The organism is Ferrovibrio sp. (assembly GCF_002796975.1).
Classification (GTDB): Bacteria; Pseudomonadota; Alphaproteobacteria; order Ferrovibrionales; family Ferrovibrionaceae; genus Ferrovibrio.
In genome coordinates, this window is the sequence record NZ_PEKV01000005.1 from 292,000 (window position 1) to 306,225 (window position 14,226).

The 14,226-nt window shown below is 63.1% G+C and carries 12 protein-coding genes; 2 read left to right on the forward strand and 10 right to left on the reverse strand.

What is annotated here, in order from left to right; all coding sequences use genetic code 11:
• Positions 1-78: 78 nt before the first annotated feature.
• The 3 genes from CTR53_RS06360 to fsa are packed head-to-tail and all read right to left on the reverse strand — an operon-like array spanning position 79 to position 2,431.
• Positions 79-1,059, reverse strand: a complete 981-nt coding sequence (locus CTR53_RS06360; RefSeq protein WP_290810135.1) for a tyrosine recombinase XerC — start codon at positions 1,057-1,059, stop codon at positions 79-81.
• Positions 1,035-1,754 (reverse strand): DUF484 family protein, encoded by a 720-nt coding sequence (locus CTR53_RS06365; protein ID WP_290810137.1) that lies wholly within the window; start codon positions 1,752-1,754, stop codon positions 1,035-1,037. The genes CTR53_RS06360 and CTR53_RS06365 overlap by 25 nt, the downstream gene beginning before the upstream one ends.
• A 14-nt stretch (positions 1,755-1,768) precedes the next feature.
• Entirely contained in the window at positions 1,769-2,431 is a 663-nt protein-coding gene (gene fsa / locus CTR53_RS06370) for a fructose-6-phosphate aldolase (protein ID WP_290810139.1), read from the reverse strand.
• Positions 2,432-2,561: 130 nt separating this feature from the next.
• On the opposite strand from fsa, the gene CTR53_RS06375 reads away from it, so the two are divergent.
• Both CTR53_RS06375 and CTR53_RS06380 read left to right on the forward strand, forming a co-directional pair.
• Positions 2,562-4,739: a primosomal protein N' gene (locus tag CTR53_RS06375; protein WP_290810141.1), complete on the forward strand. Its 2,178-nt coding sequence runs from the start codon at positions 2,562-2,564 to the stop codon at positions 4,737-4,739.
• A gap of 64 nt (positions 4,740-4,803) precedes the next feature.
• Positions 4,804-5,205 carry a hypothetical protein gene (locus tag CTR53_RS06380; RefSeq protein ID WP_290810143.1) on the forward strand — a complete coding sequence of 134 codons (402 nt, stop codon included), beginning with the start codon at positions 4,804-4,806 and terminating at the stop codon, positions 5,203-5,205.
• Positions 5,206-5,290: 85 nt separating this feature from the next.
• Here the strand turns inward: CTR53_RS06380 and CTR53_RS06385 are convergent, their stop codons facing one another.
• From CTR53_RS06385 to CTR53_RS06415, 7 genes are all read right to left on the reverse strand, one after another.
• Positions 5,291-6,220 carry a glyoxylate/hydroxypyruvate reductase A gene (locus CTR53_RS06385; RefSeq protein ID WP_290810145.1) on the reverse strand — a complete coding sequence of 310 codons (930 nt, stop codon included), beginning with the start codon at positions 6,218-6,220 and terminating at the stop codon, positions 5,291-5,293.
• The gene (locus tag CTR53_RS06390) at positions 6,220-7,851 is read right to left on the reverse strand and encodes an ABC transporter ATP-binding protein (protein WP_290810147.1); all 1,632 of its coding nucleotides are present in this window, start codon (positions 7,849-7,851) and stop codon (positions 6,220-6,222) included. The genes CTR53_RS06385 and CTR53_RS06390 overlap by 1 nt, the downstream gene beginning before the upstream one ends.
• Complete coding sequence (locus tag CTR53_RS06395) at positions 7,848-8,879, reverse strand: ABC transporter permease (protein ID WP_367158952.1); 1,032 nt, start codon at positions 8,877-8,879, stop codon at positions 7,848-7,850. Before CTR53_RS06395 ends, CTR53_RS06390 begins: the two co-directional genes overlap by 4 nt.
• A gap of 127 nt (positions 8,880-9,006) precedes the next feature.
• Positions 9,007-10,122 (reverse strand): microcin C ABC transporter permease YejB, encoded by a 1,116-nt coding sequence (locus tag CTR53_RS06400; RefSeq protein WP_290810151.1) that lies wholly within the window; start codon positions 10,120-10,122, stop codon positions 9,007-9,009.
• 13 nt (positions 10,123-10,135) lie between these two features.
• Complete coding sequence (locus CTR53_RS06405) at positions 10,136-11,953, reverse strand: extracellular solute-binding protein (RefSeq protein ID WP_290810153.1); 1,818 nt, start codon at positions 11,951-11,953, stop codon at positions 10,136-10,138.
• A complete protein-coding gene (locus CTR53_RS06410) occupies positions 11,950-12,561 on the reverse strand; it encodes a GNAT family protein (protein ID WP_290810155.1) in 612 nt (203 codons plus the stop codon). The genes CTR53_RS06405 and CTR53_RS06410 overlap by 4 nt, the downstream gene beginning before the upstream one ends.
• A 3-nt stretch (positions 12,562-12,564) precedes the next feature.
• Positions 12,565-14,226 (reverse strand): extracellular solute-binding protein (locus CTR53_RS06415; RefSeq protein ID WP_290810156.1); only part of this gene is annotated, 1,662 nt, incomplete at its 5' end.

Below are 14,226 nucleotides of genomic sequence, written 5' to 3' on the forward strand. Positions count from 1 at the left end.
TCCTGTACGGTCCAGCATAGGCTGGCCTGCGATTATGGCAAAGTCAGGACAGCAGGACTGGCGCGGATGTGATGACTGTTACGAGACTGCCCGCGCCCTGGGATGCGCGCTGTCGTAGACCCGCAGCAGGGCCTCGGCATCCACCTCGGTATAGCGCTGTGTGGTGGCGAGCGAAGCATGGCCGAGTAGTTCCTGGATGGTGCGCAGGTCGCCGCCGCCAGCGAGCAGATGAGTGGCGAAGGAATGCCGCAGCGCATGCGGCGTGGCGGTTTCCGGCAGGTTCAGTGCGCGCCGCGCGTTGCGCATGGTCTTCTGGACAATCGCGGGGTCGAGACGCTTGCCGCGCGCGCCATAGAAGAGCGGCGTGCCGGCGGAAACCGCATAGGGGCAGAGCTTCACATACTGCGCGATGGCCTCGCGCACCACCGGCAGGATTGGCACGAGCCGCTGCTTGTTGCCTTTACCCGTCACCGTGAGGCTGTCGCCCTTGGGCATGTTCTCGCCGTTCAGCCCGAGCGCTTCGCCGAGACGCAGGCCGGCACCCCAGAGCAGGGTAAGAATGGCGGCGTCGCGCGCCTGCAGCCAGGGCAGCGTATCGGCCTCGTCCACCGTCTCGATCACCTGCTGCGCGGCCTGCACGGCGAGCGGCTTGGGCACGCTATGCGGTCGCTTCGGCGTACGCACCAGATTGGCCACGGCATTATCGATGCGGCCGTCCTTCTGCAGGCGGCGGAAAAAGCTGCGGATGGCGCTCAGGTTACGCGCCAGCGAGGTCGCGCCGACACCGTCGTTGCGGCGATGGCTTAGGTATGCGCGGAAATCGGCCAGCCGCAGCCTCTGCAGATCGTTCATGCCGGCCGGTTCGCCGAGATGCTCGCTCAGGAACGAGAGATAGCCCGAAAGATCCTGGCCATAGCCGCGCAGCGTATGGCGCGAATAGCGCTTTTCCTTGGCGAGCCAGAGATACCAGGCTTCGGCCGCCTGCTTCACGTCCGCGGCGGCGAGGAAGAACGGCAGGCGTTCTTCGATCTTTTCTATTTGGGCGGCAGGTCGAGCCATGCCTGCACCGAACGGCCGAGCACGCCGGCGAGGAACTGCAGCAGCTCCGTGCCCTGATGCGGCTGGAACTTGTCGGCCTCGCGCGACCCCAACGCCAGCATCGCCGCCGGCGAGTTCGGGCCAAAATCCAGACGTGCCAGCGCATCAGAGTGCACCAGTGAGGCAGCCGGGCCATAGAGCCAGCTGGCGGCCTCGGCATTGTCGCGCGCCACGGCCGGCAATGCGCCGAGCAGAGTGTCGATGGTACCGTTGGGCAGCACGAAGACGCCGCCAGTGGCGATTTCCGTCATGCGCTCCGGGTCGCCCTCGACGCAGAGACTGATGACATCGACCTGAAGGAGATCCGTCCAGTCCTGTGTCGCCATATGGATCATGTGTTCAAAACTGCCGGCCTCCAGCAACATCAGCACGGCCGCATGCACGCGCTGGGTCAGCGACAGATTCTGACGGCTGGCATCGAGCAGTTCGTTGCCGACATGCGACACACGATGCAGCTCGCCCTGCAGGCGCTGCACCATGAAACGCTGCAGGTCGACCACATTGTCGCCGCCGCGTGGCGCAGTCGGCGGCAGCAGGATTTCGCACAGGTCGGGATTGCGTATCAGCAGGTCGGGGTTCTGCTTCAGCCATTCGATCACGTCGGCTTCAGCGAGACCGGCGGTTTCGGTGACAGGTGCGGTGATGCCGTCGGCCATCGTTTCAGTCCTGCTCACTTGTCCAGAATCGACTGGCCGGTCTTTTTCCAGTCGGCGAGGAAGGCCTCCAGGCCCCTGTCGGTCAGCGGATGCTTCACCAGCCCCTTCAGCACATTCGGCGGCAGGGTGGCGACATCGGCGCCCAGCTTGGCGGATTCGATCAGATGGATCGGATGCCGGATCGAGGCGACCAGCACTTCGGTCCTGAAATCAGGGTAGTTGTTATAGATCTGCACGATGTCGGCGATCAGCTGCATGCCGTCCTGGCCGATATCGTCCAGCCGGCCGACAAACGGCGAGATGAAGGTCGCGCCGGCCTTGGCGGCGAGAATGGCCTGCGCCGCAGAGAAGCACAAAGTCACGTTGACCATGATGCCATCGTCCGACAGCGCCTTGCAGGTCTTCAGACCATCGACGGTCAGCGGCACCTTCACGGCGACATTGGTGGCCAGCGCCGCCAGCTTGCGGCCTTCGGCCAGCATGGTGGCATGATCGGTGGCGGTGACCTCGGCGGAAACCGGGCCCTTCACGATCTTGCAGATTTCCTTGATCGTGCTGACGAAGTCCTTGCCCGTTTTGGCCACCAGCGACGGATTGGTGGTCACGCCGTCCAGCAGACCGGTCTCGTTCAGCTCGGCAATCTCGGCGATATCGGCTGTATCGACGAAAAATTTCATGTCCTGATCACTCCTTGGGGCGGCCCGGGCTCTGCCCGAATCAGCCGCCGATGCTATAAGCAGGATGGTTAACAATACCCGACCGAGGCTGGTGCTGCCAGCCAAAGCCGGGTGGTTCACTGGTACAACGTTGACACCTGCCGATCTGATCCATGTGCTGCTGCCTTTGCCGCTGGCTGAGCCCTTCACTTATCGGGCCGGCCACGGGGAGCGCGCGCTTGCGCCCGGCGATATCGTGGAAGTGCCGATCGGAAACCGCATTTCGCTCGGCGTGGTCTGGGACGGCACGCCCGCGCCGCTGCCGGAAAAGGCGAAACTGAAGGACGTGATCCGGCGCTGCGATGCGCCGCCGATCCAGCTGCAGTTGCGCAAGCTGGTCGACTGGGTGGCGGGCTATACGCTGAACCCGACCGGCGCGGTGCTGAAAATGTGCCTGCCCGAGCCGCGCGCCCTGGTCGAGCCACCGCCGCTGCGCGCCGTGTTGCGCATCGGCGATGCGGCCGGCGTGAAGATGAGCGAACAGCGTGAGCGCGTGCTGGAGACGGCGCGCGAGCAGCCGGGCATGTCGGTGAGCGAGCTGGCCGAGGCTGCAGCGGTTTCGCAGGCCGTGGTACGCAAACTGGTCGAACTCGGCGCGTTGCAGGCTGATCAGGTGCCGGCCTTTCGCCCACCGCCGCCGCCGGACTGGCAGCGTGCCGGTCGCAAGCTGAATACCTTGCAAGCCGAAGCCGCCGCAGCTTTGCGCAGCGCCACCGAAGCGCGCGATTTCTCGGTCACCCTGCTGGAAGGCGTCACCGGCGCGGGCAAGACGGAAGTCTATTACGAAGCGGTGGCGGCTGCGTTGCAGATGGGGCGACAGGTGCTGGTGCTGCTGCCCGAAATCGCGCTGACGCAACAATCGCTGGACCGTTTCGAGCAACGCTTCGGCGCGCCGGCCTGGGCCTGGCATTCCGAAATGGCCGAGGGCCGCCGTGCCGCCACGTTGCGCGCGATCAGCCGCGGCGAAGCGAAAGTCGTGATCGGTGCGCGCTCGGCGCTGTTCCTGCCCTATGCCGATCTCGGCCTGGTCGTGGTCGATGAGGAACACGACGGCTCCTACAAGCAGGAAGAGGGCGTGATCTACAATGCGCGCGACATGGCAGTGGTGCGCGCGAAGCTGGAGGGCATTCCGGTTGTGCTGGCCTCGGCGACGCCATCGCTGGAAAGCCTGCATAACGTGGCGCGCCGGCGCTATGCCCATGCTGTGCTGCCCGAACGCCACAACGCCGCCAGCCTGCCGGCCATCCAGATTGTCGATATGCGAAAAGAGAAGCTGCCGGCACAGCGGTTTATTTCTGCGCCGCTGGCGGCGGCGATGACGCAGACCATTGCGGCCGGCGAACAGGGCATGCTGTTCCTGAACCGGCGCGGCTATGCGCCGCTGACACTCTGCGGTGCCTGCGGCCATCGCCTGCAATGCCCGAACTGTGCAGCCTGGCTGGTCGAACACAAGCGGCATGGCAACCTGCAATGCCATCATTGCGGTCACCAGCAGCGGCTGCCGAAACACTGCCCCGCCTGCGAGGCCGAAGATAAGTTCAAGGCCTGCGGGCCTGGCGTCGAACGGCTGGCCGAAGAAGCCGCCATACTGTTTCCCGACGCACGGCTGGCCGTGATGGCGTCTGACACTGCCAATTCGCCGAAGCAGATCGGCGAGATGCTGGAGCGCATGGAGCGGCGCCAGATCGATATTCTGGTCGGCACCCAGATCGTGGCGAAAGGCCATCATTTCCCGCTGCTGACGCTGGTGGGCGTGATCGATGCCGATCTCGGGCTGGCCGGCGGCGATCCGCGCGCCGCCGAACGCACGCATCAGCTGCTGACCCAGGTGGCCGGTCGCGCCGGTCGTGCCGCGCATCCCGGCCGCGTGCTGCTGCAGTCCTTCGATCCCGGCCATCCGGTGATTGCTGCGCTCAGCCGGCATGACACGGCCGGCTTCCTGGCGGCGGAGATGGCCGAGCGCCAGCGTGCCGGCATGCCGCCCTTCGGTCGTTTGGCTGCCGTGATCGTCAGTGGGGCGGATCAGGCGGAAGTCGAGCAGGCGGCCCGGGCACTGGCCCGTTCGGCGCCGCGCGGTGACGGTCTGTCGGTGCTGGGGCCGGCCCCGGCGCCGTTGCATTACCTGCGTGGCCGTTTCCGCGAGCGCCTGCTGCTCAAGGCCGACCGCGAGATCGACGTGCCTGCCGCTCTACGGGAATGGATGTCAAAGACAAAACTACCGTCAGGTGTAAAGCGCACGGTCGATATCGATCCTTATAGCTTTCTTTAAAGCTTGGGCTTTTAAAGTGTCCGCACGCGGCCGGGTGGAATGGCCGCCTTCAGGGGAAGACCTCATGCGGTATCAACATCTGCCGGCGCTCGGCGTGACTCTGTTCGCTCTCGGCCTGCTCACTGGCTGCTTCGAAGCCAAGGAAACGGCGCCGGAGCAGCGCCACATGGGGCTCAGCAATTTCCAGCAATTTATCCAGAAGACCGGCGGCCTGAAGAGCCTGAATACTTTCCAGAAGCGCCGACCCGAGATCAATTCGGAAGAAAGCATAGGTGTGCTGTATGACGGCGCGCGTACCCAGGGCGAAGTGATGCGCTTCAAGGACAAGCAACTGGCCAAGGAAATGCTGCCGGCCCTGAAAGCGGCGCGTCTGCGGCTTGGTGAGTCGGAAAACTGCGTGTTGCGCGGCTATTTCATCGCCTGCGGCGAAGAGAAGTTCGTCGAAGTCTTCCGGAAGTGGGAGTAAGCGTCTAATCGTCATCCCCGCGAAAGCGGGGATCCAGACGACCGAAAGACTGGGTTCCCGCTTTCGCGGGAACGACGGATAAATCTCAATACCCTCTTTTGTAATCCACCAGCCGCAGCAGCGGCAGGCCTTCCTGCATCCGCCGGATATTGTCGACGATCTGTGGCGCCACCTGGGCCGGGATGCTGTCAGCCGCATTATGTGGCGTCACCGTCACTTTCGGATGCGTCCAGAAGGGATGATCGTCGCGCAACGGTTCCTCGTCGAACACGTCGAGCGTTGCACCCGACAGCCATTCGGAATCGAGCGCATGCAACAGGTCGGCTTCCACCACATGGCCGCCGCGTGCGGCATTGATGATATAGGCGCCGCGCGGCAGCAATGAGAGCGTGCGGCGGCTGATGATGCCGCGGGTTTCCGGCGTCAGCGGCAGCAGGCAGATCAGCAGGTTGCAGAGCTTCAGGAAGCTGTCGAGATGTTCGTCGCCGTGGAAGCTGGTGACACCGTCCACGGCTTTCAGGCCGCGACTCCAGCTGACCAGCTGGAAACCGAATTGCGACAGCTTCTGCGCTGCCGCCATGCCCAGCGTACCCATGCCCATGATGCCGATCACGCGCTCGGAGGCATCCACCGGCGGCAGCCATTTCCACGCCCTGTTGCGCTGGTTGGCGGCCATGGCATCGACCTGGCGGTGGAAGCGCAGCACATGCAGCAGCACATATTCCGTCATCGCCAGCGTTAATCGGTCGTCGATCACCCGAGTCAGCGGCACATGGTGCGGGAGATCTGCGTCGGCCAGGATGGCGTCGACCCCGGCGCCGAAGGCATGGATCAGCTTCAGGTTGGGAAAGCTCTTGAGCAGGCCATGCGGCGGCTTGGCCACGAGGGCCACCTCGATCTCGTTCGGGTTGCCGGTTTCCGGGTAGATGCGGATATCGAGGTCAGGCATCAGCGCCCTGATCTCGGCAGCCCAGATGGCCGGGTCATGGGCCTTGGTATAGATCAGCAGCGCCATCAGCTGCGCACTGCCGTTTCGTGCCGCACGGCAATGTCGAAGGCCGCTGCGATCAATGCCTTGGTATAGTCGGTCTGCGGTGCATCGAAGATCTGCTTCGCGCTATTCTCTTCCACCACCTTGCCGTCCTTCATCACCATCACGCGATCAGACAGCGCGCGTACCACGCGCAGGTCATGGCTGATGAACAGATAGGCCAGGCCGTGTTTCTGTTGCAGGTCGCGCAGCAGGTCGACGATCTGCGCCTGCACGCTCATATCCAGCGCCGAGGTCGGCTCGTCCAGCACAATGAATTTCGGCTTCAGCACGATGGCGCGGGCAATGGCGATGCGCTGGCGCTGGCCGCCGGAGAATTCATGCGGATAGCGGTCCATGGCGGCCGGATCGAGGCCGGTCTCGCGTAAGGCCTCGGCCACCATGGCGCGGCGTTCGGTTTCATTGGCGCCGATGCCATGCACCTGCAGGCCTTCCGAGACGATATGGAATATCGACAGGCGGGGGCTGAGCGAGTCGAACGGGTCCTGGAAGACGATCTGCATATCCTTGCGCAGGGCCCGCATCTCGTTCCAGCTGCGGCCTTGCAGCTCGTCGCCGCGGAAACGGATGCTGCCTTCGCTCCTCTGCAGGCGCAGCAGCGCGTAGGCCAGCGTCGACTTGCCCGAACCGGACTCACCCACCACGCCCAATGTCTCGCCAGCGCGGACGCTGAGCGAGATGCCGTCGACTGCTTTGATATGACCAACGGTCCGGCGCAGCAGCCCGGCCGTGATCGGGAACCAGATTTTCACATCCCTGGCTTCCATCATCACCGGCGCATCGGGTTGCGCCACGGCGGCGCTGCCCTTGGGTTCAGCAGCCAGCAGCTTCTTCGTATACGTATGCTGCGGCGCGCCGAAAACCTGGGCGACCGGGCCGTGTTCGACGATCTCGCCATTGGTCATGATGCAGACGCGATCGACCACCTTGCGCACGATATTCAGGTCGTGCGTGATCAGCAGCAGCGCCATACCCATCTTCTGTTGCAGGTCTTTCAGAAGTTTCAGGATCTGCGCCTGGATGGTGACGTCCAATGCCGTCGTCGGCTCGTCGGCAATCAGGAGATCCGGTTCGTTGGCCAGCGCCATGGCGATCATCACGCGCTGGCGCTGACCGCCGGACAGCTGATGTGGATAGGCGCTGAGGCGCTTTTCGGCTTCGGGCAGGCCGACCAGCTGCAGCAGTTCCAGTGTACGCGCGCGCGCGGCCGCCTTGTTCAGCCGCTTGTGCAGGAACAGTACCTCGTTGATCTGCCGCTCGATGCTGTGCAGCGGATTGAGCGAGGTCATCGGCTCCTGGAACACCATGGCGATGCGGTTGCCGCGGATGCGCTGCAAAGCACCCGGGGCGACATTCACCATCTCGTCACCGCGGAATCTGATCGAGCCGTTCGGATGACTGGCAAGAGGATAAGGCAACAGCTGCAGCACCGACAGCGCGGTCACCGACTTGCCCGAGCCGCTCTCGCCGACCAGCGCCAGGGTCTCGCCGCGCGCGATGTCGAACGAGACATGCTTCACGGCCTCGACCGGGTTATCCCCTTGGCCGAAGCGCACGCTCAGGTCACGGACTTGCAAGAGAGGGGCGTCTGTCATTTGAAGATCTTGCGCGGGTCGAAGGCGTCACGCACCGCTTCGCCGATGAAAATCAGTAGGCTCAGCATCACGGCCAGCACGGCAAAGGCGGTCATGCCGAGCCAGGGCGCCTGGATATTGGTCTTGCCCTGCGCCAGCAGTTCACCCAGCGAGGGCGAGCCCGGTGGCAGGCCGAAGCCGAGAAAATCGAGCGCGGTCAGCGTGGTGATCGAGCCGTTCAGGATGAAGGGCATCATGGTGAGCGTCGCCACCATCGCATTGGGCAGCAGGTGGCGGAACATGATGGAAATGTCGGATACGCCCAGTGCGCGGGCGGCTCGCACATAGCCGAAATTGCGGGCACGGAGGAATTCCGCGCGCACCACGCCGACCAGCGCCATCCAGCTGAACAGCAGCATGATGCCCAGCAGCCACCAGAAATTCGGCTGCACCACGGAGGCGAGGATGATCAGCAGGTAGAGTGTCGGCAGACCGGACCAGACTTCGATGAAGCGCTGGAAGACCAGATCGGTCTTGCCGCCGAAGTAACCCTGGACCGCGCCGGCGATCACGCCGATCACCGAACTCAACACGGTCAGTACCAGGCCAAACAGCACGGAAATGCGGAAACCATAGATCAGCCGGGCCATCACATCGCGGCCCTGGTCGTCGGTGCCGAGCAGGTTTTCTTTCGTGGGCGGTGAGGGGGCCGGGCGGCCGAGATCGTAGTTGATGGTGCGATAGCTGTAGCGGATCGGTGTCCACAGGATCCAGCCGTCCTTCTCCCGGATCAGCTCTTGCACGAACTGGTCGCGGTATTTCGCCTCGGTCTCGAAATCGCCGCCGAAGGTGGTTTCGGGATAGGCCTTCAGCACCGGGACATAATAGCCGCCGTCGTATTTCACCAGCAGTGGCGCATCGTTGGCGATGAACTCGGCGCCCAGGCTGAGCACGAAGAGAATGAGGAAAATCCACAGCGACCAGAAGCCGCGGCGATTGGCGCGGAAGTTGCGCCAGCGGCGGGCATTGATCGGCGAGAGGGGTGTCATCAACATGACTTTCCTCTGTTGTCATGTGAGGACTTGATCCGCGCATCCCATTTTTCTGCGCAAGCTAAATGGGATCCCCGGGTCAAGCCCGGGGATGACGAAAAGGAAGGATGGGACACCATCTGCATCAGGCGTCGCGGCTCTCGAAATCGATGCGCGGATCGACCAGCACATACATCAGGTCGGAGATCAGGTTCACGATCAGGCCGAGCAGGGTGAAGATAAACAGCGAGCCGAACATGATCGGATAGTCGCGCTTCAATGCCGCCTCGAAGCCCAGCAACCCCAAACCATCGAGCGAGAAGATCACCTCGATCAGCAGCGAGGAGGTGAACAGGATGCCGATGAAGGCGCCGGGGAAGCCGGCGATGATGATCAGCATGGCATTGCGGAAGACATGGCCATAGAGCACGCGGCGCTCGCTCAGGCCCTTGGCCCGCGCAGTCAGCACATAGAGCTTGTTGATCTCTTCCATGAAGGAATTCTTGGTCAGCATCACCAGGCCGGCAAAGCCGCCGATCACCATGGCGAGTACAGGCAGTACCAGATGCCAGAAATAGTCGAGCACCTTGTCGATCAGGCCGAATTGCGCCCAGTTGTCCGAGGTGAGGCCGCGTAACGGGAACCACTGCACGAAGCTGCCACCGGCGAACAGCACCACCAGCAGCACGGCGAACAGGAAGCCGGGGATGGCATAGCCGACCACGATGGCGCCCGAGGTCCAGATGTCGAAGCGGCTGCCGTCGCGCACTGCCTTGGCGATGCCAAGCGGGATCGAGATCAGGTAGACGATCAGCGTGGTCCATAGGCCGAGCGAGATCGAGACCGGCAGCTTCTCAAGGATCAGCTGGGTGACCGGCCGGTCCTTGAAATAGCTGACGCCGAAATCGAGCTGCGCATATTGCTTGAGCATCAGCCAGAGCCGCTCATGCGCCGGTTTGTCGAAGCCGAACTGCTTCTCGATCCGTTTGATGAATTCCGGGTCCAGCCCCTGGGCGCCGCGGTAGCGTGCGCTGGCACCCTCGGCGGCCTGGGCGAAGCCGCCGGCCGCAGCTCCCCCGGTTTCGCCGCCGGTGCCTCCCGAGATGCGCGCGGTGCTGTCGGCGGCCGTGCCGGTCACCTGGGCGATCACCTGTTCGACCGGACCGCCCGGTGCGAACTGCACGATGACGAAATTGATCACCATGATGCCGAGCAGGGTCGGCAGGATCAGCAGCAGGCGGCGGAGGATATAGGCAAGCATCGGTGCTAGTGTCTCATCTCTGGCGCGGCAAGTTCAATGCCTTGTCCTTGACCGGATCGATCCACCAGGTATCGACCAGGCCGACATCGTAGAACGGCTTCTGGGCCGGGCGATGGAAACGATCCCAGTAGCCCAGCTTGAAGGTGCCGCTGTACCAGTGCGGCACCACATACCAGCCCCACATCAGCACGCGATCCAGCGCCCGGGTGGCGGTACGCAGTTCGTCGCGGTTGCGGGCCTTGACGATATGCTCGACCAGGTCGTCGGTCGCCGGATCATGCACGCCGGAGAAGTTGAAGCTGCCCACCGTGGCAGCCGACCGCGAGGCCCAGTAATTCCTTTGCTCGATGCCGGGGGTGAGCGGCTGCACGAAACGGCGCGACATCACGTCATAGTCGAAGGTGCGCATGCGGTTCTCGAAAGTGGCGATGTCGACCACGCGGATCGAGACGGCAATACCAATACGCTCCAGGTTGCGCGCGAATGGATTGATGATGCGCTGGAAGCTCGGCTCGTAGAGCATGAATTCCAGCTCGAAGGGTTTGCCTTTGGCATCGACCAGCTTGCCGTCGCTGATCTTCCAGCCGGCTTCCAGTAGCAGTGCCTGCGCTTTTTTCAGGTTGGCGCGGTTGTTGCCCGAACCATCGGTCCGCGGTGGCTGAAATTCCTGCGTGAACAGTTCGGGCGGCAGGCGGTCGCGGTAGGGCTCCAGCAGTTTGAGTTCCATCTCCGAGGGCAGGCCGGTGGCAGCGAGATCGGAATTCTCGAACATCGAGCGCGTGCGCTTGTACAGGCTGTAGAACAGCGTCTTGTTGGCCCATTCGTAATCGTAGGCAAGGTTGATCGCCTCCCGCACGCGGGCATCGCTCAGATGCGGCTTGCGGCTGTTGAGAAACCAGGCCTGCACGCCGGACGGCGTCTCGTCCTTCAGCACTTCGCGTTTGATGCGGCCCTGGTCGAAGGCCGGCTTGCCCTGGTAGCCGGTGGCCCAGACGCGCGCCGTTACTTCCTCACGGAAATCGTATTCACCGGCAAAGAAGGCCTCGGCGCCGATATCGCGGTCGCGGTAATAGTCGTCGCGATACCAGTCGAAATTATAGCGGCCCTTGTTGACCGGCAAATCCCTGGCCCACCAGTCCTTCACGCGCTCGAAGGTGAGGCTGCGGCCGGCATCGACGCGGCTGATGCGATAAGGCCCGGAACCGGGGATCGGCTCGATGGTTGGGCTGGCGAAGTCTTTACCCGCGAACCAGGCCTTGGGCAGGACCGGCAATTGAGCCACGGTCAGCGGCAGGTCACGCCGGCTTTCGGATTCGGCGAAGCGGAACACCACACGCAGGCGGCTTTCAGCGGTCACACTGTCCACGTCGCGCAGGATCAGCTGATAGACCGGATGGCCGTCCTTCTTCACCGCCTCGATGGTGAAAACCACATCCTCGGCGGTCACCGGTGTGCCGTCGCTGAACTTCGCCTTCGGGTTGATGCTGAAAGCTGCCCAGCTGCGGTCCTCGGCCAGTTCGGCACTTTCGGCCAGATCGCCGTAGACCGCATCGGGTTCGTCCATGCCGCGCGCCATCAGGCTCTGGAAGGCGAGCGACAGGTTGCGCGCCATCACGCCCTTGAGGATCAGCGGATTGAGGTTGTCGTAAGATTCGAGCTGCCAGCTGCGCAGCTCACCGCCCTTGGGGGCGTCGGGATTCACATAATCGAAATGTTTGAAGCCGGGCGGATGCTTCAGGTCGCCGAAAGCGGAAAGGCCATGGCGTGATTGTGCAAGGGACGGAAGGCTGGCAAGCAGCAGACAGGCGGCGATGAGCGCAGAGGCCCTCACGCCGTCTGGCCCTTCGCCAGGCGGTCGAGCCGGTGTTGCAGATGGGTCTTCACTGCCGGCCATTCATTGGGCAGGATGCTGAACACCACGGTGTCGCGCATCGAGCCGTTGGCACCGAGCTGGTGATTGCGCAGGATACCGTCCTGCTTGGCGCCCAGCCGCGCAATCGCCTCGCGGCTCTGGTGATTGAAGAAATGCGTGCGGAATTCGACGGCAATGCAGTCGAGTGTCTCGAACGCGTAAGACAGCAGCAGAATCTTGCAGCGCGTGTTGAGCGGCGAGCGCTGCACGCTCTTGCGATACCAGGTCGAGCCGATTTCGACGCGGCGGTTGGCGGCATCGACATTCATATAGGTGGTCATGCCGACGGGTTTACCGTTCTGTGTCTTGTCCAGCACGGTGAAGGGCAGCATCGAGCCCTTGTCCTGCAGTCCGAGCCGGCGGTCGATCTCGGCGGTCATGCCTTCCGGCTTCGGGATCAGCGTGTACCACAGGTTCCATAGCTCGCCGTCCTGCACAGCCTCCACCAGCGGATCGTGATGGTCATGGCTCAGCGGGACTAACGCTACGCTGTCATCTTCCAGGGTTACGGGCTTCAGCCAGGTCATGATTTACTGCTTGCTGTTGGAAAGTTTGGCGGCTTTGGCGGGATCGACCCACCAGGACATGACATCGACGCCGTTCTTGGGGTTCTTTTCGGGCATGCCGAACTTGTCCCAATAGGCGATGCGGTCGGCATTGTGGCCCAGTGTGGGCGCGATATACCAGTTCCAGGTCAGCGCGCGATCCAGTGCACGCACGGCAGGGATCAGGGCTGCGCGCGAGGGCGCCGCGATCACCGCATCGACCAGCGTATCGATGGCCGGGTTCTTGATGCCGGCATAGTTGCGGCCACCGGGATTGTCGGCGGCGGTCGAGTGGAAATAGCTGCGCTGCTCATTGCCCGGCGAATTCGACTGGCCCCAGCCGGAATAGATCACGTCGAAATCGAAGCTGCGGAGGCGATTGACATACTGCGCGCTGTCCACCGTACGCATGTTCATGGTGATACCCAGGCGCTGCAGTGCCTGCACCCAGGGGCCACCCATGCGTTCATAGGTGGCATCGCGCAGCAGCAGTTCCAGCACGAAGGGCTCGCCCTTGGCATTCACCAGCTTGCCGTTCTTGACCTCCCAGCCGGCTGCTTTCAGCAACTGCGTCGCCTCGCGCAGATTCTTGCGGTCCTGACCCGAGCCGTCCGAGGCCGGCGCCTTCCAGGCCGGACCGAACACTTCCTTGGGCAGCTTGTCGCGCAGTGGCTCCAGCAGCTTCAGTTCTTCGGCCGAAGGCTCGCCGCGTGCGGCGAAGTCTGAATTATCGAAATAGCTGCTCGGGTGGTAATAGGCGCCATAGGCCATATTCTTGTTGTACCACTCGAAATCCCAGGCCAGCGCCAGCGCCTTGCGCACGCGCGCATCCTGGAACTTGTCACGCCGGGTGTTGAAGATGAAGCCGCCGATGCCGCCGGGGCGTTCGTGTTTGAATTCCTGCTTCTTCGCCAGTCCCTGCGCCATGGCGGGGAAGTCATAGAAGACGGCCCATTCGCGCGCACTGTTCTCGCCACGGAAATCATACTGGCCGGATTTGAAGGCTTCGCGCGCCACTGTCTGGTCGCGATAGACGTCGTAGCGGATGCGATCGAAATTGTAGCGGCCCTTGTTGATCGGCAGATCCTTGCCCCACCAGTCGTTGCGCCGCGTATAGGTGATGGTGCGGTTGGGCTCGACGCTGTCAATGCGATAGGGGCCCGAGCCCTCCCACTTCTCCAGCGTCACTTTGTCGAAGCCGCGCTTTTCCCAGTCGGCTTTCTGCAGCACCGGCAACTGGCCGATGATCTGCGGCAGTTCACGGTTCTTCGGCCCGGTGAAATGGAACTTCACCTTGCGCGGCGAGAGAACTTCGGCCTTCTGAACGTTGGCGTAATAATGCTGCAGCATTGGCTCGCCACTGGTCCTGATCTGCTCGAAGCTCCAGGCAATATCCTCTGCAGTGATCGGCTTGCCGTTGGCCCATTTAGCCTCGGCGCGCAGATTGAAGACAATCCAGCTCAGATCGTCGGGCACCTCCACGGTTTCGGCAATCAGGCCGTATTCCGACAGGTCGTCATCGGGCGGCTGCGCCATCAGGGTCTCGTAGACCATGCCGAGTCCGGGGGCTGCGTCGCCTTTCGGAATGAAGGGATTGAGGCTGTCGAAGCCGGCCGGCGTCGAGAGCTTCAGCTCGCCGCCCTTCGG